Origin of the sequence: Algoriphagus locisalis, from assembly GCF_900116615.1 — a bacterium.
GTDB classification, from domain to species: domain Bacteria; phylum Bacteroidota; class Bacteroidia; order Cytophagales; family Cyclobacteriaceae; genus Algoriphagus; species Algoriphagus locisalis.
This window is the reverse complement of the sequence record NZ_FPBF01000003.1, coordinates 404,513-430,259: the sequence shown is the minus strand read 5'-3', so window position 1 is coordinate 430,259 and position 25,747 is coordinate 404,513. Positions and strand designations below refer to the sequence as shown.

Sequence of the window (25,747 nt, the reverse complement as noted above, 5' to 3'; positions counted from 1 at the left end):
AAAAGCATACCGAAAAAACTGAGCGAATAAATTTGCTGCAAAACGTTTGATTTCGGACGATCTGGGCATGTTTTGGTGAAATAAGGCAGGATTATAAGTTAGGAAAAAATTATACGACTTTGAATTCTTTTGTTCGCTTGCGGACGAAAATGTTCGCGAGCCTAGCTTCTGATTTTTGGAAAATCAACGAAACAAGCTTGTAAGGGCGATTTTTTGCATGGCATACCATTTGGCATAAAGGGGATAGCCCGAAAATGGCATTTACACACAATGGATAGAAAAATAGCTAAGAAAACCTGGACCCCTAAACGTATCGCCTGGATAGTAGGCGGAGTCGCTTTAGTCGCCGGAATTGTTTATCAAATCGGATTTGCAGATCATCGCTCTACTATGAATGTGGAGAAAGATCGATTGAGTATCGCGACAGTTTCCAAAGGGGAGTTTACCGATTATATATTAGTATCAGGGCAGATCGAACCAGCGCAAACATTCTTTCTCGATGCAGTTGAGGGTGGTATGGTAGCGCAGATTGTACGTGAATCAGGAGCGGTAGTGGAAATAGGAGACACGATATTAATTATGTCCAATTCCAATTTGCAACTGGACGTGATGCAGCGGGAAACCATGCTTTATGAGCAGATCAACAATTTGCGTCAAACCCGTCTTTTCCTCGATCAAAATGATTTGAGTCAGCAGGGACAGCTGGCCGAGATAGATTACCAGATCAGTTTGCTGGAGCCTCAGTATAAAAGATTCAAAGAGCTTCATGAGAAAAAACTGGTTTCTGATCGTGAGTTTGAGGAAGTCGCAGAGCAATACGAGTATAACCTAAAAAGAAAGGAATTGACTTATAAATCCTATAGAAGTGATTCTATCGCAAGATCATACCAGCTCGCGCAACTTCGCCAATCAGAAAACAGAATGAATGCTTCGCTTAATGGAGTAGGGCAGATCCTGGATGGGTTGGTGATCAAAGCGCCGATCGCAGGTCAGTTGGCAATGGAGCAAATCGAAGTGGGTCAGGCCATCAACTCCGGTGAGCGATATGGTCAGATCGATGTGCAGGATGAATTCAAAGTGCGAGTACCAATCGATGAATTGTATTTGCCTAGAATTGGCCAAGGTCTAAGAGGAAAGTTTACACTCAGTGGAGTGGATCATGAATTGGAAATCACCAAGATCTACCCGACGATTACAAACGGTCGATTTGAAGTGGATATGAGGTTCACTGGCGAAAGTCCCCAGGGAATCAGAAGAGGACAAAGTGTGAGGATTAGATTACAGTTGAGCGATAGCGAGCAAAGCTTACTTCTACCAACAGGTGGATTCTTCAAGGATACCGGAGGAAACTGGGTGTTTGTGATCAATGCTGACGGAAATGCAGAAAAACGAAATATCCGACTTGGAAATAAAAATCCTGAATATTACGAAGTGCTGGAAGGCTTGGTGGAAGGTGAAAAAGTAATTATCAGCGGATATGAGAATTTTGGGAAGAATGAGATTTTGGATTTGAAATGAGAAAAAGACCGAAGACCGAAGACGGGAGACCGAAGAAGCTTCGTGATAAATTAGAGCGATTGTAGTCAAAATTTAAGCTGATTGGATATGAGTTTCAAGTTTGAAAAATTGAACATTTGGCAAAAGTCGATGGATCTAGCTGAAGAGATTCACGAGCTGTCAAAGGAATTTCCAAAAGAGGAGATTTACAATTTGACCAGTCAAATTCGAAGAGCTGTAGATTCAATCGCACTTAACATTGCTGAAGGATCGATTGGACAGACAAACCCAGAGCAAGTAAGATTTATTGGCTATTCTTTAAGGTCCTTAGCGGAGGTAGTTACTTGTTTATATAAAGCAAAAAGAAGAAAATATATAGAAGATTCAGAGTTTAAAAAACACTATTCTGAATGTTTTAATCTGATGAACATGATAATAGGATTTAAGAATGCTATTAAATAAATAAACTGGAAGACAGATGACGTAAGACGGAAGAGTGTTCCATAAATCTGTTTTCTGCAAATCATAAAAAGTTGAAATTCAATATTAAAAACAAAAAAATCTATAAAACAAAGTTGGAGGATCAAACGACTTCGGTCTCCCGTCTCCCGTCTTCGGTCTTTAAAAAAAATCTATAAAATAAAGTTGGAGGATCAAACGACTTCGGTCTTCGGTCTCCCGTCTTCAAACTCCAAAACCATGAACGTAATCAAAACCGTCAATCTCAGAAAAATGTACGCTACCGAGGAGGTAGAGACAACAGCTTTGGATAGCATTCAGATCGAAATCAAAAAAGGCGAATTCGTCGCCATCATGGGCCCTTCAGGCTGTGGGAAGTCCACTTTGCTGAATATCATCGGACTGCTGGATAATCCGGATGATGGAGAGTATTATTTCCTGGACAATGAAGTCGCTAAATTCTCCGAGAGACAGCGCTCCTCACTCAGAAAGGGAAACATTGGCTTTGTATTCCAGAGCTTTAACCTGATCGACGAACTGACTGTATTTGAAAATGTGGAGCTGCCACTTCTTTACTTGAAAGTCCCTTCAGATGAGCGAAAGAAAAAGGTGGAAGAGGTACTTACCCGCATGAACATCATGCACAGAAGAAATCACTTCCCACAGCAGCTTTCCGGTGGTCAGCAGCAGCGTGTGGCTATTGCCAGAGCGATTGTGGCGAAGCCATCCGTGATCCTTGCCGATGAACCTACAGGTAACTTAGATTCTACAAATGGCGAAGAGGTAATGCGCCTTCTCGAAGAATTGAATAACGAAGGAACAACCATCGTAATGGTAACTCACTCACCGCATGATGCTAACTACGCTCACCGAATCATCAACCTATTTGATGGTAAAGTGGTGACAGAGAATATCAGAGAGCAGTTTCATGTTTGATTTTGCCCGATGTTAGATGACGGGTGTCGGATGTTTACATCGGGCACCGGACATCGGACATCAAGCAAATTTCAGCACGGTTTAACTTAAATTAAAACTCCCCCTCCCCATGCTCCGCCACCAGATACTCCTTGCTTTCCGAAGCTTCATGAAGTCCAAGCACATTTTCGCGATCAATCTTTTTGGGTTGACAATTGGACTGTGTACCGTGATCCTGATTATGCTCTGGGTAAAGGATGAGCTAGGCATCAATCGCTACCATGCAAAGGTCGATCAGATTTATCAGGTGATGACCAATCATGATAATTCCACTGGAATTGTCACCATTCCTTATACGCCTGCCGAAATGGCGGAGGCGATGAGTACTGAGCTTTCTCAAGTCGAGGCAGCTTCAGCGGTATCACCTTTTGTGGAAGGTGTATCATTTGAGCAGGGAGGTATAAAAATGAACGGAGATGGCTTCTTTGTGGATCAGGAATATTTCCAGATTTTCGATGTGGATTTCATAGCGGGAAATTCGGAAACTGCATTGAATGATATCAACGCAATTACAATTTCAGAGACGTTAGCCACTAAGCTTTTTGGAAGCCCTCAGTTGGCTTTAGGAAAATCTTTGGATTGGCAGGTTTTTGATTTTCAGAATCAGGTGGAGGTGAAGGGAGTTTACAAGGATTTTGGGAATCTCGATGTGGCCAAGCCTGACTTCCTACTTGCGTTTCCTTTTTTCAAAAATATGCTAGGCAATGGAGCCCATTGGGACAACTTCAACGCCTCAGCAACTGTCCTCCTGAAGGAAGGGACTGACGTAGCAGCCTTTAATGCTCAGATTTCAGATTTTATTAAGGAAAGGCAGGAGTATTCCAATGTTTCAGTTTTTGTCCAGCCATTTGGAGATACTTACCTGTATGGGACCTATGAAGACGGAAAAGTCGCTGGCGGGAGAATTAGCTACGTGAAAATTTTCTCTGCTATAGCGCTGTTTATCCTGATCATCGCCTGTATCAATTTCATGAATTTGACCACAGCCAGATCCATGAGCAGATTGAAGGAAATTGGTGTGAAGAAATCCATGGGAGCAAGTCGGGGAGGCCTATTCACACAATTTATTACCGAGTCTTTGGTGCTTACTTTTTTCGCTTTGGTATTAGCAGTTTTGGCAGCATTTGTCCTGCAGTCATTATTTAATCAAGTGACTTCCAAGTCCCTTTCTTTGACCTTTCAGCCGGATGTCCTCCTTCTTCTGGTAGGGGTTTGGTTGATAACAGGTTTACTGGCCGGGATTTACCCAGCGATTTATTTGTCCAAATTCAAGCCTGTGGAGGTGATGAAATCAAACATCAAAGGAAGCTTTGGTGAGCTTCTGGCCAGAAAAGGCCTGGTGGTATTTCAGTTTTCAATCTCTTTGCTACTCATTATTGGTATCTCTGTTTTGAGTAAACAGATGAGCTATATCCAAAATCAAAATCTAGGCTACAACCAAGCCCATCTGCTGGAGTTGAATGCTTCGGGAATTGCTCCAAATCAGCTTTCAACCTACCTGGAAGAAACTAAAAAAGTACCTGGAGTAAGTAATGCATCCAGTCTTTCCCATCCTTTAGTCGGATTGGCAAGCTCCACCATTGGTTTGACTTGGGAAGGTAAAAGTGAAGAGGAGCAAGTGAAGTTTGAAAATATTACGGTCAATATGGGATTGATCGAAACCATGGGTTTTGAGATCGCTGATGGAAGAGCTTTTTCTCCGGAGTTTGGAGAGGAAGACAAAAAGATCATTTTGAATGAAGCCGCAGTACAAACCATAGGTTTCCAAGATCCAGTGGGTCAAATCGTCAACTTGTGGGGTGAAGATAGGGAAGTTATCGGAGTGGTGAAGGATTTTCATTTTGAGTCTCTGAAAGAAAAAGTAAAGCCAGCATTTCTAAAATATGATCCTGGATTTGCCCAGAAAGTAATGGTGAGAATAGAATCCAATGATCAGCAAGCTAGTATTGCTGGTATCACTGAAATCTATGAGAAATTCACCGGTCAGCCTTTGAGCTATTCATTTATGGATGAGGATTATCAATCGCTTTATGCCTCCGAGCAGAGAGTTTCCAAACTGGCAAAATACTTCGGAGTTATGGCGATTTTCTTGTCTTGTCTAGGCTTGTTTGGCTTGGCTGCATTTACTGCCGAAAAGCGCAAAAAAGAAATCGGAGTACGCAAAGTGATGGGAGCTTCCATGATTAGTATCCTGACTTTGGTTTCCAAAGATTTCGTCGCTTTGATACTAGTAGCTATTCTGATTGCAGTGCCTGTCGCTTGGTATTTCGCCAATAATTGGTTGCAGACCTACGCCTTTCAGACAGATTTGAGTTGGTGGATCTTTGCTGGCTCGGGAGTGGTTTTGATCGTGATTTCATTGATAACAGTCGGTTATCAGGCCTTTAAAGCAGCTTCGGCAAATCCGGTGAATTCATTGAAAAGTGAGTGATTTTAAGTAGCAAGTATCAAGACATAAGTATCAAGACAGCAGAGACTAGAATCAAGAATCAAGAGACAAGAAGTTTGCGTCATTGCAAACGACGAAGGAGTGAAGCAACCTTCCAACCTTGACACTTTGCCACCTTGCCACTATTGAACCCAGAATCTTTCAATCTTCCAATCCACCATGGTGGACAAGTAATTTAAATCTTCCAATACATAAAGAAAATGCTTAAAAACTACTTCCTCAACCTCGGTCTGTGTCTCGCAGACCGAAATGAAGTTGTATTGAGAGGTTCCCTATTGCGGTTTGTGAAGGCACAATCCACGGTTCTGGAGTAGGGTTTCGTCATTGGTAGGAGGAGGTACGACGACAAAGCATCTCAATCTAATATATAGAGCAGGGATTGCTTTACTCGTTCCTCATTACCAATGACGAAACACAATGAATCTTTCAATTTTGAAATTTTCCAATCTTTAAATCTGAAAACCATGCTTAAAAACTACTTCACCATAGCCTTTAGAAATTTGCGAAAGCATAAGTTCTATACCTTCATCAATATTTTTGGATTGTCGGTAGGCGTAGCGATCTGCATGATTATTTCACTTTTTGTTATCAATGAGCTGAGTTATGACACCGGTTTCAAGGATGCAGACAGGATTTATAGAATAAAAAGCGAGATAGTTTTTGGTGGGAATCACTGGAACATCGTGCAGGCACCAGCTCCTTTGGCCGCTGCTCTGCCTGATGATTTCCCTGAAGTGGAAGCTGCGGTGCACTTTAGAACCAGAGGTTCCTATTTGGTAAAACGTGAAGACGAAAATATCAAGGAGCAGAAGGTGGTCTGGGCAGGTAAGGATTTCTTCACCGTGTTTGGAGTTCCTATGCTGGCGGGCAATCCGGAAAGTGCATTATCAGAGCCACAAACCATGGCAATCAGCGCTAGTGCAGCTGAGAAATATTTTCCCAATGAGGATGCCTTAGGAAAATCGTTGATTTTGGACAATGATATGGATTTTAGGATCACAGGCGTATATCAGGATATCCCGAAGAACTCCCATTTTCATTTTGACTTTTTGCTTGCGGCAGAAGGGTTGGGCGAGGCGAAGCGGATCGCCTGGCTGAGCAATAACTTTCAGACTTATTTTAAACTGAGGGAAAATGCTGATCCGGATGTATTGGCAGGCAAGCTGACTTCCCTAATCGAGACCCACATGGAGCCGGAAATCAGACAGATCTTTGGTGAGGGATCAACCATTGAAACCCTTGCTTCCGAGGGTGGGAAATTTGAATTCGGCATTCAGCCTTTGAGAGATATACATCTTAAAAGTGATCTGGAAGGCGAGTTTGAACCCAATTTCAACATCACTTACATCTATCTTTTCGTCGCAGTAGCTCTCTTTATACTGGTGATTGCCTGTATCAACTTTATGAACCTATCCACAGCCAGATCTGCCAATCGGGCCAAGGAAGTAGGCATCAGAAAAGTGATGGGGTCATTCCGCTCACACCTGATCCGGCAGTTCCTGATGGAATCCATCCTGCTGAGCATCATCTCTTTTTTGATAGCTGTACCTATACTTACTTTGTTGCTTCCATTCTTCAATGAGCTGGCAGGTAGAGAACTTACAGTGCCATTTTCCCAGCTTACGTTCTATGGGATTCTGATCATTGGAGCAATTGGTACGGGTTTACTGGCCGGGGTTTATCCAGCTTTCTTTCTTTCCGGATTTAAGCCGATCAGTATTCTGAAAGGCAAAGTATCCATGGGAATGAAAAGCGGCATGATCCGAAGCTCATTGGTTGTGTTTCAGTTTGCTGTTTCGATCATTCTCATTATAGCGACTATTGCAGTTTTCAATCAGTTGAATTACATACAGAATAAGAAAATCGGTTTCAACAAGGAGAAGGTAATTACCATCGATGACATCTATGCTTTGGGTGATCAGGCAGAAACCTTCAAGCGGGAAGTTCTTGCAAACAGCATGATGGAAAGCGGGACGATCACAGGATTCTTGCCAGTTTCCGGTACCTGGAGATCTGATACCCCATGGTGGGCAGAAGGCAAAGACGCAAAGCAATCGGAGAACCTGGTTTCCCTGCAAAACTGGGCAGTGGACTACGATTACGTAAGCACGCTGGATATGAAAATCGTGGAGGGAAGAGACTTTTCGATCCAATACCCTTCCGACTCCGGTGCAGTAATTCTGAATGAGACGGCGGCGCGGAATTTCAATTTTGTGGGTGATCCTATTGGTCAAAAGATCTTCACTATGCAAGACAGTGAAGAGATGGATCCTGAGGATCTTCAGGGAAAAACAGTGGTGGGAATTGTAGAAAACTTCCACTTCGAGTCCCTGAAGGAGAATATAGGTCCGGTGATGATCTTTCTGAATGAAAGACCCAATGGAATAGCTTCCTTTAGATTCAATTCCTCCAACACGGACGAGGTGGTCACTTTCATAGAATCAAAGTGGGACGAACTTGCACCTGGTCAGCCATTTACCTATTCCTTCCTGGATGAACGTTTCGGAACTATGTATGCAGCTGAGACCAGGTTAGGGAAGGTGTTTGCCATATTTGCGGGTTTTGCGATACTTATAGCCTGCTTGGGATTGTTTGCCTTGACAGCATTTACCGCCGAGCAGCGCACCAAAGAGATCGGTATCCGGAAAGTATTGGGTTCGAGCGTACAGAGCATTGTGTTTCTCCTATCCAAAGAATTTACCAAGCTGGTTGGAATCGCCTTTCTGATCGCATCTCCAATCGCCTGGTGGGTGATGAATAAATGGTTGGAAGATTATCAGTATAAGATTACCCTTGGTTTGCAGGTGTTTCTGGCTGCCGGAGTATTTGCGGCTTTTATCGCCCTTCTTACGATTAGCTATCAGTCGGTAAAGGCAGCATTGTCGAACCCGGTAAATTCGCTGAAAAGTGAGTAATTGGATTTCGCATTTGGATTCCTGTCTCGATTTCTTCACAAACCAAACTTGTGTTCTGTGATGACAAAGGCCACGGCAAGGAAGTTTACCCGCCGGAGGTAGGCTGAAAAAGTGGTAAGTTAAACCTTTGAGGTTTTTAAAACCTCGAAGGTTTTTTTGCCTCTGTCTGTGTCCTCACAGACCGAAATAAATGTGGATATTGGTCTTTTGAGCACCAAACCAGGCTAAAAAACTGAAAGTTAAAGCCCTTCCAATTATTTCACCTTTCTCTCTTGTAGGTTAAAAACTGTTCCCGCCGGATCTTGTATCCAATGCATGTTTTCTGAAAGTTCTTCCAGCTCATCACAGGTTTCCACCCCTTTGCCCAGTAAGTAGTTGGTGGCTTCGGCTACATCAGGTACAGTCAGCTGCAGCCAGGTTTCCGAATGGGTATAATTATCTACGCAGTCCAGCCAGAGGACATTATTTCCGAATGATACTTGGTGCGTTCTGGAAATGGTGGGATTATCAATGGCTTTTTCTTCCACCTTCAATCGTAAAATATCCCGATAAAAGGCAACAGTCTTTTCGTATTTGCTTTTTGGGATCTTGATCGCAATGTTGATTCCAGCTTCGAAGGTAGGTTCCATGGTGGGTTGGTTTGATGGATATAATTCAGAAAGTTAAAATCAGAAGATTAAATTGAAAGTAGGGAATGATATGATTTCTTTGCTCTAAACCACCCCCAAATAAACAGAATCTGACAACTCCCTTTTCTTTGTCCAAGGATTTTCTTGGCTGAAGGCAATCCAGGCATGCCATTTAGTATCCTTAAGTACAGGTGAAATGGGTAGAACATGATTTTCCTTGTCTCTTGTATTACCCAAAAACTCCCATTCTGTTCCGGTTAGCATACTCTCTGTTGAAAGAAGGAAGACAAACACCTTATCGTAGGGTGTTGCAGCAGCCTGCCAGGAATTGTCTGTCCAAGTGAACTTTATTCCCTCAGGAACCCGCTCTACATTAGGATCTTGAGGTCCTAGCAAACTTCCTCTACTCACTTTCACCAAACTGATATCCAGTACTTTTGATGCTGATGATCCTTCAAATTTGAAGGAGTTTTTCATGGTATATGATACCGCAGCATGGTAAGGTCTGCTTGCCCCATTTTCGAAGCTTTGATAGCCAAAACGTAAAATATGCTTGATATTTTTCAGGAATTTTTGCGTCTGGGTACTTACTGATTGGGAATTGCGCTTTCTTTCAGATGTTCTTGCTTTGGTACTTTTACTTTGTTTGCCGGGCTTCTTGCGGGCATACGTTACTCCGCCCACTTTGTAAAAAACCAGATCTCCCAGATTGCCCGATAGCCCAGCTAGGATTGTGTTAGTAATTCGTGCCATATGCTTAGTAGTTGATTTACAGTATAATATAGCGTGTCCTAGGGATATTAGCCAAGAAAAGCTATAGAAAAATTAATTTATAGCATATTATAAACACTCTAAAAGCAATAAAATAATAGTCTAAGATTGTTAAAACGTTGGTTTTGTATTGGTCATGGTATGGTTTTATAAGTGGAAATATGCCAGTTTGTATGCTTATATAGGTGAAGTTGAAGTAGGGGAGATGCCGGGAAGATGGCGTGTATGTAAGGAGCTAGAAAAGGATTGGATTACCTTTATTTCATGACCATTAAGCACCAAATGGTATAAGGACTGAAATATTACGTCGCTGGCATTTCCGACGATACAATCAGGTATCCCAGATCATGCAGCTTGGGAAGGAAATAGGTGCAGGCTGTTTGTTTTTCAATCCCCTCCCAATAAGGTTCATAGTCAAAGGCCAGACTGTTCTGCTCACATTGCTCGAAGAATTCAAACCATTCTGTCATCGATACAGCTTTGGACACTTTTTTCAGGAATTTGAAAGGATTTAGTAACTCATCTTCTGTTAAGGCTAGGCAGGATTCTGATAGCTTATGCTTTTTCCCATAGATGTCTTTCGATAGCTTATTCAGGAATTCGGTGGTGTATTTTCCTGTCAACCGGGAGAACTTATCCTTTTGCTCATTCAGGAGGTATAATCCCACCACCAATTCCTTGAGCATTTTTAGCTCGTAGCATAAATAAGAAGGGTCTTTTTTAAGCTCTTTCGAGGGTTTCTTAGAAATAGAAGATTCCAGAATCAATCCCAGCTTGTATCTACCGTGTTCGATAAAAGTGAAACTATAATAGCCATCCAGTATATCTAAAGGGCAGCTTGGAATCTGAAGTAGAAAATCGTTGTGCCTGACTGTGATTATTTGCATGATTCAGCATTGTTGATGTGAGTTCCTAATTTCTGGACAATGCTTTTTCTAGAGTATTCCTTGGGGAAGTAAAATATCCCGGATGGGGGATTGGAGGCTTTACTGAGTAGGAAATGGAGGATCTCTTAAGGGTAGAAGTGAGATTCGTTGAATCTGCTTTGAAAATAGCTCGATCATTTCCATGGAATATGATTGACTTTTAATTTAAGTAATTGAATGATATCCTTTCAAATGACTTAAATTTTCCATTATTTGTCATCAGGCTTTTTATCTTGTTCCAGACTAAAACTATCATAATGATCATCCAGACTGAGCCAGTCTAAGTTTTTACATTTGGAATCTGGGTTTCCAATCCTTTTTACTATTGCTCAATCTGTGGTGACTAATATCTATCCACTGGCGATCTAAAAAAGGCTTTTTGGAATGAGTTGGTTTAGCGGGAAGTGGGGGGATGTGTGAGGAAAGGTGGGGAGGTGATGATAGCGACAGGACAAAAATCTTACAAAAAAGAATTAGTATTATTATAAATGGTTTGCATAAGTTAACCTATTGCTTAATTTTGTCGTGAAAAGAAAGGCGAACCTGATCAGAACTTCCCACGATGGCAAGAAAGCTTTTTATCTGGACGTAGAGAATTCTGGGGATATCATGGCATTCCTGCGATCTGAAAAAGCAAATTTGAAGAAGTTTTATACTGCCATAGAGTTGATTTTGAACCATCAGGCCCCGAGAGATTTATACGATAAAGAGAATTTTGAAAAAGGATGTGAACAGGTTACTGCCATTAAATTGTTTAAAGGGAAGAAAAATCCCAGGATTTACTGCAGGCAATATGCTGACGGAGACACGGAGCGTTTTGTAATCATTGGAATAGAACTTCAAGAGAAGAAGAAATCCCAAAAATTGACAGCAACAGAAAAAAACATCATACGAAGAGTAGCTAAATACGAATACGACTTAACACCAAAACCATGACAGATTCTATTAAAAATGAATGGGATGCACTCATAAATGAGATGTCCTATGAGGACCAAGTAGCTTCAAAAGCTGATGTATTGGCTTTGCAGTACTTGGGTCTGGTAGATAAAAAAATGGAAGAAATTAATATGAACAAAAAGGAATTGGCAGATAAAATCGGCACTTCCGCTTCCTTTATTACCCAGCTTTTTAGAGGAGATCGTAAGCCAAATTGGAATATTCTGGCAAAGATGTCCATGGAATTGAGTTTGGATTTCAAGGTTATGACCGATGAGCTTTTTCAGGAAAAAGTACAGGAAGAGTTGAAAAAGTATGGGGTTTTTGATGGCAGGTCAGAGATGCGGGTGGCCGAGCCGAAAGTTGAATATGGTAGCAAGTCTGAATAGTACTCCATTGGAAAATTGGGAGACAATAGGTGCAGACAGTTTGCTATTCGATCATATCCCAATAGGATTCGTTGACAAAATCAGGTTGTTCTGCTCACATCGCTCGAAGAATTCAAACCATTCCGTCATCTAAACAGCCTTGGATACCTTTTTCAGGAATTTGAAAGGATTTACTAACTCATCTTCGTTTTTACCTCTTCTTCCAGAGCTGCTGGAGCTGCCTTGGCGTGCTCCGCCAGTGGACTTATGGAGTGGAAGACGAAGGGGGGCAGCTCAAGCATTTTAAATTTTAGATTTAACTAGAATTATAGCTGAATATTAATAGCTGATCTTCACCGGATCAAAATGAAGCTTCTTATGATCCTCAGTGGATTTGCAGCATAGATGACTTTCATTGTTATGTGTGATTTTTTGGATCATTTGATTTACTTCTGAATCGGATAATAGACCTTTGGCAACTGCAATGCAAAAAATATCTAGTGTAGTCAAGTAGGCCATTCCGTTTTCTTCGCAATAGGGCTTGATATCTTTGGTATTACTGCTGGCGATGATGTCTGAATGATATTTACAGTAAACTAGGCAGGCAGATTCCCCATCGTCAGCCTTTGTTTCTTTTTTCAAGGCCAAAAACTCATGTAGCAATTTTGGGTTGGAAGAAGTTGGGAATTGAAGTTCTTGAATCCCAGAAAAAAGTAAAATACTGTCTATGTTATTTCGGATAGTTCTGTTTTCTTTCAATTCATTTAGAACTATATCGAGGATATAGACTCTTTTGGGGTAGAGTTCATTCAATAGTGAGATCTTTTCAGCTTTGAAAAGGTGGATTAGCACATCGGCATCCACTAAAATTTTTACTATAGGTACTTTACTCTTCCCCATTCTCCAGTTTTTGAAGTGGGTCGATATTTACTGCGTTCAGGTAGGTGAAATATTTTGACTCTGAGATTTTATCCGATTGAAAAAGCTCTTTCGCCACCACCGCATAATCACCAAGGATTAAATCCTGATTTCCAGGATACATAAGCCGGGTATCATATCCGAGATTTCTTATTTTTTCAGTTGATCCTGTTTTATATTTTTCAAAATAGCTATCATCCACAAACCCCAATTCTTTCAATCGAAAAATGGTAGCTTTTACTGAAACGGAATATACTTGCTGAATTTTGAAAATTGTTTGATCTGAAATTATGCCTCTCCGTTCCTCTTTTGGAATTAAAGAAGTGACCCCAATTTCTGGAAGGAGTAAGCTTGCAGCAAAGAGATCCGCTTTTTTCTCCTCTTGATCGTTTTGTTTAAAAAATAGGCCAGTAACACATTTCTGGGAAGTGAAACCCTCCTGTACGAATAGATGGTAGAGTTCGTGCGCGATTGTGAAGTGTTGTTTTCCTAAAGTGTGGCTGTGATTTACCATCATGAATTTTTTACCACCTGCAATCATTGCCATACCAGAGAATCCGCCACTAAGAGGTTTGAACAAGGAAATGACATTTTTCTTCAGCAAGAAACTTCTCAAATGAATTGGATCATCTGGACCATACCCAAATTGATTCCGGAAATGGGAAGCCTTTTCTTTACATTCTAAAAAAAGCAGATCATTTCGTTTCATTCAGCAAATTTTCCATTTCCAAATAATTTTTAACTACACGCTGGAATTCTGCTATTGATTTCAAATCAGTAGTTTCCAATCCACTGCTTCTAAATGCGAATGCGAAATTGGCCTCACGACGAACGGAATCCTCTTCCAAAAGATCTTCAACATCAATATTGAAGAGGTGTGAAAATTTTTTCAAATGAATATAAGTGACTTCATTTGTTCCATTTTCATACTTAGCTATTAGGCTTCTATCTACCTCCAGAAATTCTGCAATTTGATCCTGAGTAAGGCCAAGCCTTGATCTGAATGCCTGAAGATTAGAGCCGATAATGTTTTGGAGTTCCATAGTGTTTGTTTGATTTAAAAAGTGTCACAAATTTAATATAAAAAGTAACAAAATGTAAAAATGTGACAAATCTATTTTTGATAAGTGGTTGTTAACTAGTAGAAATAAGTATTTAGAGTTCCATGATTTTGTTTGTGTTTCGAAGATAGAAGGCTCCTTGAATTTGGGTATTGATTCACTAAAGGCATAAATCAAAAATAGCTCACCAATTAACTGATGAGCTATTTAAGTACATATAGTTTTTAAGTCTAATCCCATTCTTTTAAAGCAACGCTTATAGCTTCAGCAATATTTGATTGATATGGATCAAGTTGGGAGTCAATTTCTAATTGGGAGGCATATCTTTTGTCATTTGATATTTTTACTTTGATTCCGAGAATTATTCCTACCCAATTAAAAGGTTGTCCATTTGTTCTTTGATTAAATAAATTAACTGGCTGATCTGGTATTAGTGTGAATTCTTGATCAAATCGATCTCCTGGTTTTTTAATCTTTACTGTCGCTTTCATTTAATTTTAGTGTTTGTTACACTTTCCCAATCAACTTCTCAAGTCTCGCCATCATCTCATCCTTCTCCTTCAGCATGCGCTCGTATAACTCAATTTTCTCCTCGTGAAGCTGAATGATTTTATCGATTGGATTATTTTGAAAAGTCGGGTTGTAGTTAACAATTCCTTGGGTATGATGAAAAGTACTAGCTATTATATTCACCGCCTGTTCCTCATCAAAATTCTGAAATGCCTCAACGGGTAGTTTCAGCGCATCAGCAATCTGGGAAAGCAGGCTGGTTTCGATCTCTTCTTTTTGCTCCAGCAGGGAGATTTTCTTCTGGTTCCAGTCCTCACCCAATTCATACGCCAGGGATTCCTGCTTGATGCCCAGCATTTCCCGGAAGCGTTTGACGTTTCGGCCTTGATGGATTTGTTTGGATGAAGAGTCGTTCATGGGATGATTTTTTAAATGATTATTCCTAATGATGCCAGTAGCCTTATTTTCTTTCCGTAAGAGGATGGAAGACCGAAGACCGAAGAGGCCTAAATGCTTGAGTTTACCGAATCTTAGCAAGAGAATAGAGCTGATACATATTTTTGATTTCAGCCTGTGAAGGTTCTCACCTTTGCAGTTAATTGTGACTTGTTTTCTGTGTTAGATCAAATTTAAGCCTTTCCTGCTTTTGACACAGAATGTGAGACTGGATTTCTTAGGTAAAATAGGTATTTGGCAGGGATAATTTATTCCATTACTAGAAAATACTGACAAGATGTGTCTCGAAATTCAGGTGATAAGATTGCGTAACTGCCTAACTCATTCCAAGAGTTTGATCTCTTCAACGAAAAATTGGCCCATTTCCTCAGTAGTCACTGTATATCGGGGCGAAAGATGTGTAAACCCAGCATCTTCTTTAATCAGGTTCCAAGCCGAAAGTCTCTTAATAATCATTTTGTAATTCAGTCTTGGCTGGTACTGGATTGAAGCATTGAGCAATTCATCCAAGCTAAAATGCTTTTCAGATAAAAGCGTAAAAAGGTCGTAGTAATCTCTGTATGTTATTCTTTCAAATAGGGTTTTCACCTTCATGCTTCCATGAAGCAACAGCGGGACGCCTAGGATATTCTCGGTAAAAGTAATTGGGGTAAATTGAGGGCAAACCAATCCGACTTCATTGAAAAATGTCAGTTTGACCCCATCTATTCTGAAATCTACTTGATCAAAACTGAGATGATTAGTGGTGACAATTTCAAAATTCTTTTTCAGTTCAGTTTCAATCTCCCTGACTGAAACGGCATGGCTAGCATTCGTTTTAGGTACCCATTTACAGAAATCTAGATCTTCACTTAGCCGGTGATTAATTTGAAGGGCTATACCTGTTCCCCCTACCAATACATAACCCTTAATCGATCCGAGTGCCGATACTTTGTCAAAGACTGCAAGTGTCTTAGGTGCTAAACCTTTCATAGAGATTATCCCTTTGGTATGATTTTTCAATATACTTTTCGGGTTGGGCTATGCTGAAAAAATCTTTTGCAAGCTTTATGTTGAGAAAATCAAGTCTGGGGCCTTGGATAATCAATTTGCTCTTCCAGACATTTTTTATCTGGCTTGGTTCGTACAAACTAAAAAGCCTCCTTCGTAATGCATCGTTTCCATGGATCAAGACAGCTTCGATCAATAGCTCATCAGGTATTTTTCCCACTGATTCCAGATTTGGGTACGACCAAAAAGCCAATGGTGCAATCACGCGTCCCAATGCGATTCTTGATTTTTCGATATGTTTTGAAGCGGAGATCATTTTCTTATGCGATTCAAATATAAGGATTTAAGAGCTAAAATAGTTTCTATAGCTATAACCTGTATGGATATTTTTAGAGGGGGATACCCTCTGATCATTGTTTATAGCGGCCGTAAATTATCCCATATAAAGAATAAGCTATCCTTTCTCAGAATAGATTACCTATCAAGGACTTACAAGATTTGTTGAGTCGCATGGCAAAGTGCCATCATTGTTACACTTAAACAAAGCAACATGGAACCATATGATATTTTAGGTTTAGAAGCTTATCGTGATCCCTTGGGAGAGATCACACGGCTTTTTACAGAAGTGATGGATCTGCAAGGCTGGCGGTCAGAACTGAGAACCTTTGAAAATGGCCTGTACCGCACCAAGAAAACCTATATGGGCAATAAGCCCAAAGCCCATAAGCGTATCCTGCGTGAATTGGAGAAGATGCTGGCTGCGGGAATGAAGCTCTCGGAGGAGCATTTTGATTTTTATAAAGTTGAGAAAGTTAAACTCAAGAATATTTTGCCTCTAGGTGCCGATGAAAAAGTGAAATATAACTATTCGGCCTTGCCGGTTTTCCTATCTCAAGAGGAAATGGTCAATCCTGTTCTTACACTTTATGATATCTATGTAGAAAGACCTTTTGATCGATGGTTGGAACTGGTCCGACAGTGGTCTTCAATATGTGAGTCAGAACAGACAATAGAAAATTATGATTTCATGGCTTTCGTCCCCGAGTTTTATAATCCGCCAGAGATTACTATTCTATATCGGATACTGGAATCTTGTCATTTGTTAGCGATCCGGAACTTAGAGTATTCGAAAGAATCTCTAAGGAAATGGTTGGGGAAAAATTGGGGTGAAATCTGGAACAGGAGTTATTTAAGTATAAAAACCAAATTCGACTTTTATGATATTCAGTTCTGGAGGGAGTTATTGGAGACCATTCGATCTGGATATTACGATTCTCAGCCTGTATGGCATGGGAAAAATCCCAGCGATTTTATCAGGTACATCGGATACCTAAAAAAGATCGTTACCCATGCTGAAGTTTTGTCTAAGTATCATACCGACGCTCAGGCAGAGTCTTTCTCTTATGCGGGAATTGAAGAGGCTACTAGAGAAGGAGCCAATATGGAAATATACCATGCTGATTTTCCAAAGCAATTTCCTCTATATCTCGATGCGAATGAAGTGGAGAGTCCCATTTATTTTTTGTGGAGTTTTTTTAAGGAGGATGACGCGAGAACATGGAATGAATTTCTAGACAAATGCCTGTTGGAATGCATGGATCATTTTGGTTCTCTGGAGTCTCACTTTTCAAGCAGGACTCAAAAAAAGATAAACGAACTCATCAAAGTGGTGGAGGCCTGCAACCTGATTTTGATCAAGTTGAATCCGGAAAATGAGTCAAAAGAGCCCGTTCAATCAAAATAGTATAGCCATGAAAACTGAAGAATTAATTATAGAATTGATCATGCAAGATTTGAGGTTTTTTCAAATTTCTCTGAAAATCAGACCCATAAGAGAGTTGGATTTTTGCCGCTTTGAAATGCTGGAATTGATCTTAAAAGTCTGGGGCAAAAGTGAGGAGATTGATTATTTCGATATTGGAGACAGGTATATGGAGTATATGAAAGAGGTGAAGTTCTTGCCTTTTTCCTATTATGGCGACTTGTTAAAGCCCTTGGCAATTAGCTGCTATAAGGGTTTGGTAAGTCGGGTAAGGGAGTTGGAGGAAAACCCCAGTATTAAGTATGGGGAAGCAGGAGGATACAACCGTATGGAGCGATGAAATCGCTGTCTAACACACCCGAACTTTTTGCTGATCCTCAGAATAAAGAGCGAGTGAATGATCTTCTCTGGAAGCTGTTCAAAACCTGGGTCATAGACCAAGAAACAGAGAATTCCGCTTCAGGTAGAAAGGAAATGCTTGACTTCTATGAAGACCTGAAGATGCTTTTGGAGGCAGTATATGCCCCTGAACCAGTTATCGAACCAGAGCCTTTTCCCGAAGAGATCCGCACTATAGAAACTTATTTTATGCAATTGATCGAAGCCTTGAAGATTCTGGTGGATCCCGAAATGATCTTTCTGTTTGATCTGCCAAATCTGGGGCATCTGGATGTTTCACATCGCCGGGAGATCTATGTGGTAATCAAAAATCAAGACTTGGAAGAGCATCATAACACCATTGGTTTGTTTAGTTTTTTGTCTTCGGGAAAACAGGAATTCGCTATTCATTCCATCAACCGGAATCATCTTACTAGTGTGCTTGGCAAAGGTCATCTGTTTTTCCAATATCACATCCGGCATCTTCACCTGATTTATAGAAAGCAAGGCGTGCCTGATTTGAAAGAGATACCTCATGAAAGGCTAGAGGAAAGGATGCTTAATCTTAAGCCAAACCTTGAGAAAAATTGGGAGAAAGCGGACTTATTTTGGAAACATGCCCTTCAGGAGCAGGACAATTTGAATTGGGAATCCTCCCTGTTTTTTCTCCATCAAGCGCTTGAACTCCGACTGAGAGCACTTATTCTGGTGTGGGAAAAGCGGGAGCTAAAAAGCCATGAAACCCGTGTGCTGCTTAGAGAATGTTATCAGTTTATTCCAGAGCTGTCTTCGGTGTTTCCTCAAAATACTGAGGAAGAAGTCCAGCTTCTTCAGCTGTTGGAGGATGCCTATTGCAAGGTTCGTTACAGAACAGAATTTCCGGTAGAGGAAAAATTATCCAGAACACTTTCCTCTCGGATAGCACAGGTTCGGAGCTTGTGTAATAAGCATTATGAACATTTTTTTCAACCACTATAAACATCAGAACCATGAAAACAGAATTGACTATTCCTTTTGAAAAATTGATCGAGGAGCTGATTATGGCTGATATGAAGCATAATCAACTCATTATTGGGTTAAGAAATGTGGACTTGCACTCAGATGATCATTTCTTGGGTATTTATGACCTGATTACAGAACTAGTCGGAGTATCTAAATCTGATGGGCTAGACAGGCTTTCTGAAGTTTATTTTCAGTTTATGGGACATGGCGAAGAATATCCCATCACCCACTTAGGAGAGGAACTCCGTCCGCTGGCTAAGGAATGTTATCAAGTAATTGTCGAGATCGCCAAAGAATTAAAAGGAGGGAAGGATGAATAAGGATTTGTTGATAGAAGAATTGATTCTGCAGGATCTGAGACATATGCAATTGATCTATGGATTGGAGGCTATTGGGTTTAATGAGGAAAGTTTTCATTCATTAGAGCTTTCTTATTGTATTGCTGATCTGATGGGATTCAAAGGTGAAGATTTAATTGATGGTTTCTTTACAGTTTATTGGGACAACCTGGAGAAATGTAAGGATTTTGAAATGACTTATAGTCGTGAAAATCTGCGCCCTTTAGCGAAGGGATGCTATTTGGAACTGAAGAAACTGAAAGGGTATTAGTCCGGCAAATTGCCTTTTTCCCCGGAATTCCTTTTTAAAAGAGTTAGAGAACAAATATCGTCCGTCCCTCTGGGACTTAGCCAGAGCATATTGCAATTCAGAAATCCAGAGGTTGAAACCTCTGGCAATAATATGAATCGTCCCTATGGGACTAGTATATAATGCCGTAGGCATGCTTCATATTATAGCCAGCCATGGTTGGTGAGCGAAGTCGAACCATCAATTGCTGGTGGTAAAATGTCAATTCAATCGTTTTCAAAATGCCGTAGGCATGGCCGATTTTCGTTAACCCCATTATGTTACACATTAAATTTTATGCTTCCTCTTTTGCTTCACCTTCTTGAAATGAAGAACCGAGCCATCTGGAAGGATGATTGTTTTGGTTCCACGTTTTGTAAAGAATAAGGGTTGGTGTCCTGAATTTGGATTTGCAAGCACTTGCTGGGAATCATCCTGTGAGAATAGGATGGAATGGGTTCCGTTTGGATTTACAATGATTTTCGAGTTTCCATCCCCGATAAGCTGGGAGTGAGTGCCATCGGGATTTACCAGGATATTGCTGCTGCCCAAGCCCACTGCCACGGAGTGGGTGCCGTTAGGATTGACTATTACTTTATGAACGCCATGATCAATAAGCACTGAGTGAGTTCCATCTGGATTGACAATTATTTTATGAACGCCATGATCAACAACCACCGAGTGAGTTCCATCAGGATTTACGATCACCGATTGTGCAAACAATCCAGAACTCAACATTGCGAAAAATAGGATTACTAAAATCTTCATAATAGTTTTTACTTGGAATGCTGAGAAAAGGTTTAGAAAATTTGGGTGAGGTTATTTACCCATTATAAATTGGTAAGAATAGGAGGGTGTAGTTACAAACTACACCCAGTACCGATGATGATCTGACTACACCTAGAGGGGGAAGGTTACCAATTATAAATTGTTTAGAATAGTAGGGTTTAGTTAAAATTATACCCAGTCTCAGAGAATTATACACTTTCAAAAAACTGAGTAGCGAACTTGCAGAATTCAATGATTACCTCTTTATCCAGATCAAACTCCTTTCGAGAACCCAAATAATTGCGTGATTCAGGAGTGATTTCTTTTCCTTCCAATAATTCCGGCACTGTAATGCATTTGATATGCTTCTTGGAAACTAGAATGATGTATGCATTGGTATAAGGATAGTTTTTTGGCAAATCTTTCATTTTGAATTCACCACTTGCCCGGAACTTAACTTCCATAAAATAAACTTCCTTGCTAGTCGGATTTTGCATCACAAAGTCCGGCATCCGACGAATTTCATGGGCAACATCAGATCGAACACCCTTCAATAATTCCATAATTCCCGGAATGGTATTTTCCATGGCAAAACGGAACACGTTATAATTTAGACTTAAAAACAACTCTTGAATCAGCGTCTCAGCTATCCTCCCCTTGATCATATTGTAGCGATACTTTCTTTGGTCTTCAGCAAGACCAGACTTGGGTGGAATCTCCAGTTCTTCTTCTACTAAAACCTCTGGGCTTTCCTTTTTCTGATTGAAACAAGAAAGACAAAGTCCTCCATTGAATTTGGTGTACTCACCGCATTGGGTACAAGCTGGCATAATTAATTTTGTGTGGGTTTAAAAGATGGTAATTAGATAAATGTGTTAAGTTTTAAAAAAGTAATTGCCAAATCGATGATTTAGGAAAATTGATTTTCAAACTATATTTAGTCCTAGTCAAGATTTTTCTCCTATATGAGGCTTTAATTTTTTCTTTAATTTAGCGTATGGAAATAGTATAAATAAAAACTCGAAAAAAAATAAATCGAATTTATTTATATCGATAGATTCACTTACAGTAATTTGTTTTCTGACATTTCTTTCTTTATGACCAGATACATTATTTCTGATAACTTTTAGTGTGTCTATATTTTTCTTTCTTAGAGAAAAAAATAATTTTCTAATTTCTAAAATATCAGCATCTAAATCACTTGCTTTAAGTATTGTGGAAAGTTTTTTTAGCCCTGTTCCAAATATTTTGCTTCCATCTTCAAGAAATTCGTACATGTGTAACGCCGCAGTTCTACAAATTAAGTGCTTTTCATCAACTGAGTTTGATTTTAAATATGAATTAAATAAAAGTATTATGTCAATCATAGAGAGGTTTAAAAATGCAAATATACTTGCAAGTTCTTCAGTTTCTTCATTTTTACCATATATTTTTTTAAGTTGATTAATTGCTTTAATCAAATTATTTGCTTCTTCTCTTAATATTTTTATTGATTTTTCATTATTTCTAATTATATATTTTATCTCCCAACTTTTTGGAACAATTTTATAGAAATAATGCCTCATTATTATTTTTAATATAGATTGTTTATTACTTGTCACTTTACACCCCCTTTCATTAACCCAACCATCAATCTCTTTCATCACCCTCACAGTCTCTACCAATGCCTTAATGATCTTCTGATAATGCAGAATATTCTGAAAATCCAGGGTTCGGCCTTTTTGGTCTTTGAGCCATTTTTTGGCGGGTTGACGAAATTGATTTAGGTTCTGAGATATACATGTTATTATTAGTTTTTTGGTTTAATGAAGTGAAGATACAATCTAGGCTTAGCGGAAAATCTAAACACATGAACTTATATATTTATTCAAGTTTAATATCATCTCCAAATACAGATTTAAGCTTTTCCAACATTTTTAAATCTTTAGGATCGATACTTTTCCATAATAATTTTCCATTTAAATTATCCCCAGTTTTAATTAAAGAATAAGAAATCAATTCTTTTTCAAAATCTATAGAATTTACTCTTATATTATATACAGATTTTAATTTCATATGCTCAATTACCACATTCGGATGAATTGCATAATTTACAGTTTTCATTTTTGATTGAAAGCTTGGATAAACGAACATATCAGAGCTAAATTTATCCTTTGCATAGATATGTTCATGTGCGATAAAGCTTGTAATTGGATATGTATTTTCAAAAACAAATAAATTTGATAAATAAACTAAGACTTCCAAATATGAGTCTATCTGGTCTTTAGAGAAATTAGTCAACATTTTTTTTAACTTCCTCTTATTCTCATTTTGCCAGAAATTAAAAATACTTCCCTTTTCTATAGATTCAAAAAAAAATGGAGTAACGTTTAATTCTGCATTAGAATTTATCTGCCACTCAGAAAGAAAAAATACATCTTTTTCAAAATTGACTCCTTCTCCATTTTTAATTGTTTCAATTATTGCAGTACCTGGAGAGTTAGTACAATAGAATACTGGATAATTTGGGAGATTTGCCCTTTGAATAGATTTCACATATTCAACAGGAGGATATGAATATTCTGAAATTAAATTCGTATTCATATTTCTATCAAATTTCCTCAACCTATAAAATTTAAAAGGGAAATCACTAAAATTAAACTTATTTATAAAACGTGGAAAAAAACCGAGCTTAGATAATAAAAATTTGTCTAATTCCTTTAAATATTTTTCAGGATCTTCGTTAATCTTGAATCGGTCCCAATTTTTTATTAATAATAATTCGTTTATTCCTTTTCGAATTTCTTCAATTTTTGGAAAATTTTCACTCATCCTTCACCCTCCCTTCCAAAATTCTAATCTCCTCATCAGTCAAGCCATATAACTCATATACCAACGCGTCGATTTCTGCATCGATGCGGGTGATTTCGAACCGGCATCTGAAAGATTTTTCAGCAATTGATGTATAAAAAAGAGGCATCTGTGGGTAATTGGTAAAAATTGATTCTTAAAGATATTATTTACCTCGAAAACGAAAAGCAGTTTTTTTAATTCCTAATGCTTTTAGGCCATCTTATAGCATTAAAAGATTCATACTTAAACAATGATCACCACCTTACTCCCTTCTATTCCAGTAAATCTTCAGATTATTTGTAGATCGGCCAGCGGCGATGATGTCCAATTTTCCATCCCCATTGAGGTCAGCTGCAGTTAGACTTTCGGTTGCCATGCCGTTGTGATCGATCCAGTGGGCTTTGAATTCGGTGTAGTCCTCGTTTACTGGTTTGTATAGTTTGATTCCAATATCTCCCGCTTCATTTGGCGTACGCCATCCAGCCACGATTTGCAGGGTGCCGTTTCCCAAGAAATCCCCCGTCACAATCCCATGACCTTCTTTCAAACTTTCATCTAAGACGATCCGCTGTAGCTGGGTAGATTCCTGGGTTGCTGCGTATGCTGTCACCTGATTGCCATGCATGGGTTCTACGCCAGCCAGCAGCATTCCTCGGCCGGGAATTGCTGCAAGAGCCAATTCACCAAAGGATTCATGTCCCGGAGGGGATTCCTGTGTAGGTCCGGCAAACCAGATGTTATCCTGAATTGAAAAGCTTTTTACTCCTTCTTTTCCTCCTATAAAAATCGTCTCTCCTTCACCCACGCTTAGGTCTTTGGAGATCATGTTATGTGTCAGATGCATGGATTCATCGATGAGGTTGGTTTTCCAGTTATCGTTTGGGTTTGCAGGTTTCTCATAGCCAATTACCTTCACCCCCGCACCTTCGCCTGCTTTATTTCCCCGTCCATGAAGTGGAAGTACGATGAGTTGATAGGTGTCGCTCCCAGTTTTCACCCAGTACATGCGATGCACCGTTGGCTCGTGCGGAAGTTGCACTGCTGTCCAAAGTTGGGTAGGATCAGCTGGCCGAATCAGATAATGCACAGATCCTGACTCTGCTTCATCGCTGGTTTCTCCCGGGTTCCACTGCGCTCCGACGGCTATCTCCACCTTGCCATCGCCGTCAATATCCCGCGCTGCTATGCATACATTATCCCGCTCGGTCAGGTTTTCTGCCAATACAAAGCGCGTCCAATCCCCGTTTCGGTACCAGACGAATTGTTTTTTGTCTGCCAAAATCAAATCCGGCTTTCCGTCTCCATCCACATCTCCTACGACCACACCATAGCCTATGGAGACATTGTCGTCAATGAGTTGGGATTCGAAGTTTGGGCTGTCTTGTGAAAATAAAAGTGCAAGCCATGGGAGGATAAGGAGGTTCATCGATTAAAAATTTTGGTTTATTATAAAGTTAGTAAAATTGAGCGGAAGTTTGCTCGCCAGGAAAGGTCATTGCGAGACGAGGAGCCAGGCGTGGCAATCTCTATATTGGAAGTGCTAATCTTCACTGGATTGCCACGTCGGCCTTTTGGGCCTCCTCGCAATGACGCTTTCGAATGAGGTTTTTGGAAACGTCATTGCGAATGACGAAGGAGTGAAGCAATCCCGTCACAGGAAGCACTAAACTTTACTGGAATGCCACGTCCGCTTACAGCCTCTCTGCCAATCGGTAGACAAGCTCGCAATGACGTAGTTACATAATCTCGTTTAGCATAGATTGAGCCATAAAGGAAGTTGAAAATGGGATGATCCACTGCAACTTTGCCTTAGTCAGATCTGTTTACCTACCATGCATACGCTTGAGCCTTACTTTAACTGGAGACATCTTTACATCGCTGCGGAGGATCCTCTTTCTCCGTTTTTTGAATATGAGAACAGTGAGATTCACTTTACGGATGCCATCTACAATTTTCTGATTCACCCGCAGTGGGATAGTATGGAAAGTGAGACGCTTTTTCTGAAAGTAATCTATGCCGACTATCACCAAGGATTTGCTGTGATTGAACTGATAGGTGAGTGGAATGACCTGCTGAACAATGATATTATGACCTTGAAGCGGAATATAATTGAGTTGATGATCTCAGAGGGCATTAACAAATACATTCTGATCTGTGAGAATGTGCTCAACTTCCACGGTGATCTGGAGGCTGATGACTATTACGAGGAATGGCAGGATGAATTAGAAGACGGCTGGATAGTTATGCTAAATTTGCAGGATCATGTCTTGTCTGAAATGAGTAGGTTTGGTATAGACCGATACCTGGTCATGGGAGGAAAGCTAAACGATGTGAGTTGGCGAACCCGTCACCCCAAACAGCTATTTGAGATAATTGATGCAGTGGTGGTAAGGAGGTTGGGTGGCTGATTTTTGGTGATATACTCGTCCTCGGTCAGCTCACAGACCGGAATGAAATAGAAGTGGTCTGTGGGACACAGACCACGGTCGGGGTTGGGAACCTGAGCTTTCTGCCTATA

Annotated in this window: 30 protein-coding genes; 13 read left to right on the top strand and 17 right to left on the bottom strand. The window is 40.0% G+C overall.

The window, feature by feature from the left end; all coding sequences use genetic code 11:
• The first annotated feature begins 270 nt into the window (after positions 1-270).
• From BM386_RS10845 to BM386_RS10825, 5 genes are all read left to right on the top strand, one after another.
• The gene (locus tag BM386_RS10845) at positions 271-1,518 is read left to right on the top strand and encodes an efflux RND transporter periplasmic adaptor subunit (protein ID WP_091693742.1); all 1,248 of its coding nucleotides are present in this window, start codon (positions 271-273) and stop codon (positions 1,516-1,518) included.
• An 87-nt stretch (positions 1,519-1,605) separates the two neighbouring features.
• Positions 1,606-1,959, top strand: a complete 354-nt coding sequence (locus BM386_RS10840) for a four helix bundle protein (protein WP_091693739.1) — start codon at positions 1,606-1,608, stop codon at positions 1,957-1,959.
• A 237-nt stretch (positions 1,960-2,196) separates the two neighbouring features.
• Positions 2,197-2,892, top strand: a complete 696-nt coding sequence (locus BM386_RS10835) for an ABC transporter ATP-binding protein (RefSeq protein ID WP_091693736.1) — start codon at positions 2,197-2,199, stop codon at positions 2,890-2,892.
• A 148-nt stretch (positions 2,893-3,040) separates the two neighbouring features.
• Positions 3,041-5,362, top strand: a complete 2,322-nt coding sequence (locus tag BM386_RS10830; protein WP_244545504.1) for an ABC transporter permease — start codon at positions 3,041-3,043, stop codon at positions 5,360-5,362.
• 482 nt (positions 5,363-5,844) lie between these two features.
• On the top strand, positions 5,845-8,295 hold the full coding sequence (locus BM386_RS10825) for an ABC transporter permease (RefSeq protein ID WP_091694472.1): 2,451 nt from the start codon (positions 5,845-5,847) through the stop codon (positions 8,293-8,295).
• A gap of 254 nt (positions 8,296-8,549) precedes the next feature.
• Here the strand turns inward: BM386_RS10825 and BM386_RS10820 are convergent, their stop codons facing one another.
• The 3 genes from BM386_RS10820 to BM386_RS10810 form a co-directional block, all read right to left on the bottom strand.
• Positions 8,550-8,924, bottom strand: a complete 375-nt coding sequence (locus BM386_RS10820; RefSeq protein ID WP_091693731.1) for a VOC family protein — start codon at positions 8,922-8,924, stop codon at positions 8,550-8,552.
• An 84-nt stretch (positions 8,925-9,008) separates the two neighbouring features.
• Complete coding sequence (locus BM386_RS10815; RefSeq protein WP_091693728.1) at positions 9,009-9,677, bottom strand: DUF6266 family protein; 669 nt, start codon at positions 9,675-9,677, stop codon at positions 9,009-9,011.
• A 320-nt stretch (positions 9,678-9,997) separates the two neighbouring features.
• Positions 9,998-10,582: a hypothetical protein gene (locus BM386_RS10810; protein WP_091693725.1), complete on the bottom strand. Its 585-nt coding sequence runs from the start codon at positions 10,580-10,582 to the stop codon at positions 9,998-10,000.
• A 564-nt stretch (positions 10,583-11,146) separates the two neighbouring features.
• Here BM386_RS10810 and BM386_RS10805 point away from each other — a divergent pair.
• Positions 11,147-11,557 (top strand): hypothetical protein, encoded by a 411-nt coding sequence (locus BM386_RS10805; protein WP_244545503.1) that lies wholly within the window; start codon positions 11,147-11,149, stop codon positions 11,555-11,557.
• Positions 11,554-11,946 carry a helix-turn-helix domain-containing protein gene (locus BM386_RS10800; protein WP_091693719.1) on the top strand — a complete coding sequence of 131 codons (393 nt, stop codon included), beginning with the start codon at positions 11,554-11,556 and terminating at the stop codon, positions 11,944-11,946. Before BM386_RS10805 ends, BM386_RS10800 begins: the two co-directional genes overlap by 4 nt.
• A gap of 318 nt (positions 11,947-12,264) precedes the next feature.
• Here the strand turns inward: BM386_RS10800 and BM386_RS10795 are convergent, their stop codons facing one another.
• From BM386_RS10795 to BM386_RS10765, 7 genes are all read right to left on the bottom strand, one after another.
• Positions 12,265-12,825 (bottom strand): PIN domain-containing protein, encoded by a 561-nt coding sequence (locus BM386_RS10795; protein WP_091693717.1) that lies wholly within the window; start codon positions 12,823-12,825, stop codon positions 12,265-12,267.
• The gene (locus BM386_RS10790; protein ID WP_091693714.1) at positions 12,812-13,552 is read right to left on the bottom strand and encodes an ImmA/IrrE family metallo-endopeptidase; all 741 of its coding nucleotides are present in this window, start codon (positions 13,550-13,552) and stop codon (positions 12,812-12,814) included. Before BM386_RS10790 ends, BM386_RS10795 begins: the two co-directional genes overlap by 14 nt.
• Positions 13,539-13,886 (bottom strand): helix-turn-helix domain-containing protein, encoded by a 348-nt coding sequence (locus BM386_RS10785; RefSeq protein ID WP_091693711.1) that lies wholly within the window; start codon positions 13,884-13,886, stop codon positions 13,539-13,541. Before BM386_RS10785 ends, BM386_RS10790 begins: the two co-directional genes overlap by 14 nt.
• 248 nt (positions 13,887-14,134) lie before the next feature.
• Positions 14,135-14,395: a hypothetical protein gene (locus BM386_RS10780; RefSeq protein WP_091693708.1), complete on the bottom strand. Its 261-nt coding sequence runs from the start codon at positions 14,393-14,395 to the stop codon at positions 14,135-14,137.
• Between the two features lie 16 nt (positions 14,396-14,411).
• Positions 14,412-14,831 (bottom strand): helix-turn-helix domain-containing protein, encoded by a 420-nt coding sequence (locus BM386_RS10775; RefSeq protein ID WP_091693705.1) that lies wholly within the window; start codon positions 14,829-14,831, stop codon positions 14,412-14,414.
• A gap of 360 nt (positions 14,832-15,191) precedes the next feature.
• Positions 15,192-15,842 (bottom strand): nucleotidyl transferase AbiEii/AbiGii toxin family protein, encoded by a 651-nt coding sequence (locus tag BM386_RS23800; RefSeq protein ID WP_091693702.1) that lies wholly within the window; start codon positions 15,840-15,842, stop codon positions 15,192-15,194.
• Positions 15,823-16,176, bottom strand: a complete 354-nt coding sequence (locus BM386_RS10765; protein ID WP_091693699.1) for a hypothetical protein — start codon at positions 16,174-16,176, stop codon at positions 15,823-15,825. The genes BM386_RS23800 and BM386_RS10765 overlap by 20 nt, the downstream gene beginning before the upstream one ends.
• Before the next feature lie 234 nt (positions 16,177-16,410).
• Here BM386_RS10765 and BM386_RS10760 point away from each other — a divergent pair, with 234 nt between their 5' ends.
• The 5 genes from BM386_RS10760 to BM386_RS10740 are packed head-to-tail and all read left to right on the top strand — an operon-like array spanning position 16,411 to position 19,611.
• Positions 16,411-17,604 (top strand): hypothetical protein, encoded by a 1,194-nt coding sequence (locus BM386_RS10760; RefSeq protein WP_091693696.1) that lies wholly within the window; start codon positions 16,411-16,413, stop codon positions 17,602-17,604.
• A gap of 7 nt (positions 17,605-17,611) precedes the next feature.
• Positions 17,612-17,962, top strand: coding sequence for a hypothetical protein (locus tag BM386_RS10755; protein ID WP_139235886.1), 351 nt, complete (start codon positions 17,612-17,614; stop codon positions 17,960-17,962).
• The gene (locus BM386_RS10750; protein WP_091693691.1) at positions 17,959-18,978 is read left to right on the top strand and encodes a HEPN domain-containing protein; all 1,020 of its coding nucleotides are present in this window, start codon (positions 17,959-17,961) and stop codon (positions 18,976-18,978) included. The genes BM386_RS10755 and BM386_RS10750 overlap by 4 nt, the downstream gene beginning before the upstream one ends.
• Before the next feature lie 11 nt (positions 18,979-18,989).
• Complete coding sequence (locus tag BM386_RS10745; RefSeq protein WP_091693688.1) at positions 18,990-19,322, top strand: hypothetical protein; 333 nt, start codon at positions 18,990-18,992, stop codon at positions 19,320-19,322.
• Positions 19,315-19,611 (top strand): hypothetical protein, encoded by a 297-nt coding sequence (locus BM386_RS10740; RefSeq protein WP_091693685.1) that lies wholly within the window; start codon positions 19,315-19,317, stop codon positions 19,609-19,611. The genes BM386_RS10745 and BM386_RS10740 overlap by 8 nt, the downstream gene beginning before the upstream one ends.
• A gap of 151 nt (positions 19,612-19,762) precedes the next feature.
• Here BM386_RS10740 and BM386_RS23635 read toward each other — a convergent pair whose 3' ends face one another.
• From BM386_RS23635 to BM386_RS10715, 7 genes are all read right to left on the bottom strand, one after another.
• Positions 19,763-19,906, bottom strand: coding sequence for a hypothetical protein (locus tag BM386_RS23635; protein ID WP_170857080.1), 144 nt, complete (start codon positions 19,904-19,906; stop codon positions 19,763-19,765).
• A gap of 11 nt (positions 19,907-19,917) precedes the next feature.
• Positions 19,918-20,397, bottom strand: a complete 480-nt coding sequence (locus tag BM386_RS10735; protein ID WP_091693680.1) for a hypothetical protein — start codon at positions 20,395-20,397, stop codon at positions 19,918-19,920.
• A 209-nt stretch (positions 20,398-20,606) separates the two neighbouring features.
• A complete protein-coding gene (locus BM386_RS10730; protein WP_091693676.1) occupies positions 20,607-21,227 on the bottom strand; it encodes a hypothetical protein in 621 nt (206 codons plus the stop codon).
• A 117-nt stretch (positions 21,228-21,344) separates the two neighbouring features.
• Complete coding sequence (locus BM386_RS10725; RefSeq protein WP_139235885.1) at positions 21,345-22,040, bottom strand: hypothetical protein; 696 nt, start codon at positions 22,038-22,040, stop codon at positions 21,345-21,347.
• A 220-nt stretch (positions 22,041-22,260) separates the two neighbouring features.
• The gene (locus tag BM386_RS10720) at positions 22,261-23,208 is read right to left on the bottom strand and encodes a hypothetical protein (protein ID WP_091693671.1); all 948 of its coding nucleotides are present in this window, start codon (positions 23,206-23,208) and stop codon (positions 22,261-22,263) included.
• Positions 23,201-23,356, bottom strand: coding sequence for a hypothetical protein (locus BM386_RS23795; protein ID WP_211482901.1), 156 nt, complete (start codon positions 23,354-23,356; stop codon positions 23,201-23,203). The genes BM386_RS10720 and BM386_RS23795 overlap by 8 nt, the downstream gene beginning before the upstream one ends.
• A gap of 135 nt (positions 23,357-23,491) precedes the next feature.
• Positions 23,492-24,655, bottom strand: coding sequence for an FG-GAP-like repeat-containing protein (locus BM386_RS10715; RefSeq protein ID WP_091693668.1), 1,164 nt, complete (start codon positions 24,653-24,655; stop codon positions 23,492-23,494).
• A 406-nt stretch (positions 24,656-25,061) separates the two neighbouring features.
• On the opposite strand from BM386_RS10715, the gene BM386_RS10710 reads away from it, so the two are divergent.
• Positions 25,062-25,637: a hypothetical protein gene (locus tag BM386_RS10710; protein WP_091693665.1), complete on the top strand. Its 576-nt coding sequence runs from the start codon at positions 25,062-25,064 to the stop codon at positions 25,635-25,637.
• The last annotated feature ends 110 nt before the right edge of the window (positions 25,638-25,747 follow it).